The sequence below is a fragment of the Okeania sp. SIO2B9 genome (genome assembly GCF_010672505.1).
GTDB classification, from domain to species: Bacteria; Cyanobacteriota; Cyanobacteriia; order Cyanobacteriales; family Microcoleaceae; genus Okeania; species Okeania hirsuta.
The window spans coordinates 1-5,534 of record NZ_JAAHGK010000424.1 but is presented as its reverse complement, the minus strand read 5'-3'; the positions used below and the strand labels follow the sequence as shown (position 1 = coordinate 5,534).

At 38.0% G+C, this 5,534-nt stretch carries 2 protein-coding genes; both read right to left on the bottom strand.

What is annotated here, in order from left to right; all coding sequences use genetic code 11:
* On the bottom strand, positions 1-2,102 hold a 2,102-nt coding region (locus F6K13_RS16020), incomplete at its 3' end, for a filamentous hemagglutinin N-terminal domain-containing protein (protein ID WP_287287826.1).
* 274 nt (positions 2,103-2,376) lie between these two features.
* Positions 2,377-5,385 carry a filamentous hemagglutinin N-terminal domain-containing protein gene (locus F6K13_RS16015; protein WP_287287825.1) on the bottom strand — a complete coding sequence of 1,003 codons (3,009 nt, stop codon included), beginning with the start codon at positions 5,383-5,385 and terminating at the stop codon, positions 2,377-2,379.
* Positions 5,386-5,534: the final 149 nt, after the last annotated feature.

The window sequence follows — 5,534 nt, the reverse complement described above, 5'->3', positions numbered from 1 at the left end:
TCACTGGAAGTAGATGCTAAAATTGAGCCTCCATTTGTCAACATTAGATTTTGAGTATTAATTGTTAAATTTCCTCCATCTCCATTTCTAATTATTGCTGCACTCTCATTGCTATCAGCAGTAATGGAACTGTTATTTACCTCAATATCGGTGGCATTAATTTCTATATTTCCACCTTTACCTTCTCCTTCAGTACGAGCGCTAATTGTAGCTCCACCTTCAAGAGTCAGACGGTCTGTTGTAATCAATATTTGACCACCGTCACCACTACCAATACCCAATGGATCTATAGGTGATAAATCTTCAACTGCAGCTTGAATAATGCTAGGTAAGATAAAAAGATCGTTGGCAAAACTACCTTGTAAGTTAATTTCTTTTGCTGTTATGGTTACATCTCCACTATCTCCTACACCAGATGTACCAGCTCTTACTTGTCCTCCGTTTTGTAGAGTTAGAGACTGAGTATCAATAGTAAGATTTCCACCTTTACCTGTGGCACCTAATAAAACTGAAGTAAAAAAGCTACTTGGCAGAAAACCATCTTCAGAAGTACCGCTGACTTCTATTTCCCTTGCCTTAACTGCTAGTTCTCCACTATCTCCGGCACCAAATGTACCAGTTCCTATTTGCGCTCCCTTGCGTAATACTATGCGATCGCTATTAATTGTTAATTTGCCACTATTTCCTGTAGCTTCCGGTATAACTAGAGCTAAAATTGCACTGGGAAATTGACCATTGAGAGATTCTAACAGGAGTTCTTGCTGAGGAACAGTTGTTTCAAAAACAATAGTACCAGAGGCTTCTATTTCAGTGGCGTTAACAGTTAAATTTCCTCCTTGTCCTGCACCAAAAATGTTGGCTCCCAGTTGTCCCCCATTGAAAAGCTTGAGGTTTTGAGTATTAATTGTTATGTCTCCACCTCTACCTGTTGCTCCTGGTAATACATCTGTAAATATGCCACTGAGATTTTGACCATCTGCTGATATATCCATAACTTCTATTTCATTGGCGTTTATTGTCAGTTCTCCGCTTGTACCTGTGCCAAATGTAGCTGTACTTATCTGTCCTCCACTTGTGAGTATTAAACGTGGAGCATTAGTTGTAATGGTTGCCCCACTGCCAGTTGCAGCAAATCCTACATCAGCATTCACAAAGCTTTCTGTTACTTCCAATAATTCGGAAGATATTAATGAAATGCTGCCTCCTGGTTCACTACCTAAAGTATTAGCTACAATAGTTGAACCTCCTGTGATGCTTACTTGTCTACCTTGGAGTTGAATATCACCACTACCTTCTCCACTTACATCCACAACAGCACCATTCTTGATTTGTATATTCTCAAAGTTTTCTACTTCTGAATAATTAAGAGTATAATTATTGGTGTTTTCTAATCTGACTAAACTGTTATCTCCAACGCTGCCTATTTCTATTCTTCCTTGTTCTGTTGTCAGTTTTCCACTGTCAATAATTACCTCCCTTCCTATTAATCCTAAAATTTCTCCAGATGGTACTTGTAGACCAATTTCTTCTGCAGTTGATTTACTGACAATATTTCCTTGAGTTTGACTGGCTATTTGATTAAAAAATAGAGCTGAAGGTTTTATTGATAATAAGTTACTATTTTGAAAATTAGTAGCACTAAATAAACCATTTTCTCCTAATCTAATTTCGTCGGCTGTTGTAGCAATAAATGAACCGCTAATATCTAGACTAGAATTAGGTCCGAATAATATACCATTAGGATTCACTAAAAATAAATTTGCTGCTCCTAATACTCCTAATTTTCCTAATATATTGCTGGCATTATTACCTGTTATTCTTGTTAATATATTTTCAATTCCTGCTGGATTTGTGAAGTAAACACTTTGATTTTCTCCAACGTTAAATTCTTGGAAACTATGAAATAAATTTGAACCTCTAATTGCTCCACCTTCTATCTGCTCTTTTAATCTATCTATGGAATTAATAACTGAATTTTCTTTCCCTAATGTTTGATCGGGAATTATTTGAGTATTTCCCTGATTTTGGCAAAATAAACTAGATAAAATTAGCCATATTCCTGATGTTGAACTGAGCAAAATTGGTAGAGATTTTAATTTCATAATTATTATTAAACAGGGAATAGGGAATAGGGAATAGGGAATAGGGAATAGGGAACAGGGAACAGTGGTAAAAGCATTTCTGGCGTCTCAGGTTCATCATCAATCTCTGTCAAACGCCAACTCTTTCCTTGCTATATAGAAGTCCTAACCGTATCTCTGCAAAGGTAGGAAGGTAGGGTTTTTTTGCCAATAAGTTAGGATATTTATATTTAATTACATAATTAATAGATATCTCCCACAATCAAAAATCAAATCAATTATTATCCAGAAACTGTCAACTATTCCTCCCTATTCCCTGTTCCCTGTTCCCTGTTCCCTCTAACAGATAACAACCTGGGTGAATTAATTGTAAACTACCTGTATTTACAGTGGGGGAAGTAGCTGTCAGGATAATATTACCGGATGTATTCATGACCCAACCTTGAGCTTGAAGAATTTCTGGTAATTTTTTACTCTGTTGTCTCTGGTAAACTAATACAGTTTGTTGCTTTATCTCTGATGATGTCGTTTTTTTCGCGCCAGTTTCCCAATCTACTACCCCTCTCAATACTGTTAAAGGTTGAGTAGGATTTGGTGGTAGACCCCCTCGACCTGTAATGACAAAGCTACTGCCTGCTATTCGATCTTGATTTGGTAAACATAGGTTTTGTGCTACCACAGACTCCGCATCCACAACTTCAGGAGATAATGTCACCACCCCTTGAGTGGGGTCCACTTGAGTGTTGACATCAATTGTGCCATCAATTCCTAATGCTGAACTAGCAGTCAAACTGCTGCTGTTGTCAAAAAATAATCCATCAGCTGTAATATCAATATTACCTCCTTGACCTTGATCGGCATTAGCATTAATTTGACTACCATCTCTAGCGATACTAAACCTCGTATCAATAGTAATATTACCTCCCGTAGCATTCCCCTCAGCACGGGTAGTAATCGAACTTTTGTTTTCTAAACTGATATTTGAGGAGTTGATCGTAATATTACCTTCGTCTCCAGCGTTAGTTTCTGCTGCCAGAGTACCATTGTTCAATTCAATTGATGGAGCATTAATATTCAGCGAACCTGCTACACCTGCACCGGAACTACTAACAGTCACTATACCCTGGTCTTCCACTCTGAGTAGGGGTGTATTGAGTGTAACTGAACCCGCATCACCACTATCTGTTGCACGAGAAGCGAACGCGCTTTCTGGACTACCGCCGATTTCTATTTCTCTATCAGTTATCATCATTCCCAATTCTTCTCTTTCATTAACATTGGGATCTATACCTGATATCAAGACACGATCGCTGGCACTTACTTCTATTGTACCTGCATTGCCACTGCCAAAACTAGAAGTAATAACTTGGCCGCCTGCCGTGAGATTTAAAGTGCTGATATTTAGAGAAATATTACCTCCGTCAAAATCACTGTTACTTCTTGCCGTAATTAATGCTCCATTATCAATATTCAGGATAGGAGCAGTAATTTCTATACTACCACCCTTTCCAGTTGCACCTGACTCTGTGCTAGCAGTAATGGCGCTAGAATCACCAGAAATGGAACTAAACCCAGAGACAGTAATGTTATTATTGGCTCGAATAGCAATGCTTCCTGCTGTTCCATCTGCCTCAGTTACAGCGTCAACTATCCCTCCATCCCGGATGATTAAACTATCAGTTTCAATAGATATGTTGCCACCGTTACCACTACTTCTAGATCCATCTAATTCTTGCACACTAGCAGATATAGTGCTAGGAAAAATACCATCTTCAGAACGGCCAATTACCTCAATTTCGTTAGCCTTAATATTAAGTTCTCCAGCATCACCTGCACCAAAAGTAAAAACACCTACTAATGCTCCATCCTGTATACTTAAGCTCTGAGTTTCAACAATGAGATCGCCTCCATCCCCAATCGTATCTTCTTGAACTGAGGCAAATAATCCGCTGCTGAACACATCCTCTATACCGATAAGTTCAATTTCCTTTGCTCGTACTATCAAGCTTCCTGCTTTACCTTCTTCAAAGGTAGATGTAGCTATTTGAGATCCATCTTTTAAGCTAAGACTTTTAGTCTCAATGGTTAAAGTTCCTCCTTTTCCTGTTGCTACTATTCCTTCTACCTCTGATGCTTGAACACCACTAGCTATCAAATTGGTGAATAGAAAACCTTCTTCATCTACTTGAAAACCTCTAGCTTCAATATCTGTTGCTTGTACTGTTAAGTTTCCAGCATTACCTTCACCAAAAGTTTCTGCTGCAATTATTGAGCCATCCCTAAGAATCAAACGCTGAGTTTTAATATCAATGTTACCCCCATTTGCTGTAGCTTCTTCGTTGACATCACTAAAAATCAAACTACTAACTACTTCCACTACTTCCGAAGCCGTAATTTCTATATTTCCTCCTAACTGCGATCCATTTGTACTTCCTGTAATTTCAGAAAATTCTGTAACAGTAATACGTCTGCCTTGAATTGAAATATCACCACCACCCTCACTTCCTCGAGTATCAATAACAGCAGAAGCTATATTGACATCTTGAAAGTTATCAACTTCTGAATAATCCAAATCATAACCTTTGTCTGTTGAATTTAATCTAACAACAGAGTTATTCCCTATACTTCCTAACTCTACTCTTCCTTGTGGGACTTTGATTATCCCCCCATCTATTTCTACATCTCCTCCTACCAAAGCTAGGGTTTGCTCCCCTTGCAGCTCTAAACCCACTTCTTCCTGTGTTGATTGATTAATAATTGTGCCTCTAGCTTGAGTCTCCAGTTGATTTGAGAATAAGGCTGAGGGTTCTACTGATAATAAATTACTTGTATGAGGTGCTGTGGCACTGAAGAGTCCATTTTGTCCCAGTCTAATTTCGTTAGCAGTTGTGGCAATAAATGAACCCCGAATATCTAAACTGGCATTAGGCCCAAAGAAAATGCCTTGGGGATTCACTAAAAATAAATTTGCCCCGCCATCTACTCCCAATTTGCCTAAAATACTACTGGGGTTGTTACCTGTAATTCTAGTCAGAATATTTTCTATGCCGTTAGGGTTGATAAAATAAACGCTTCTACCTTCTCTGATATTAAATTCTTGAAAACTATGGAATAAATTTGAGCCACGAATAGCTCCTCCTTCAATTTGGTCTTTCAGTTCATCAATGGAATTGACAACAGAACTTTCTTCACCAAGGGTGTTATCTGGAACTATCTGAGCATTTGCTTGAGTTTTCCAGTTACTGAAAAAATTCCACAAGAAAAAAGTTAGTGATACTACGAAGAGGGACGAATGGGATTTCACAACTAATTACCAATTTAATTAAGATTTATTATTTTGTAGACAAAACCTATAGTATCTAATACTATCTAAAATTTCAGTAGGTTGAGTAAAGCGCAGCACAACCCAAAAACAATATGTCCAATTTCTGATAGCTTCGTACCATTTCTGAA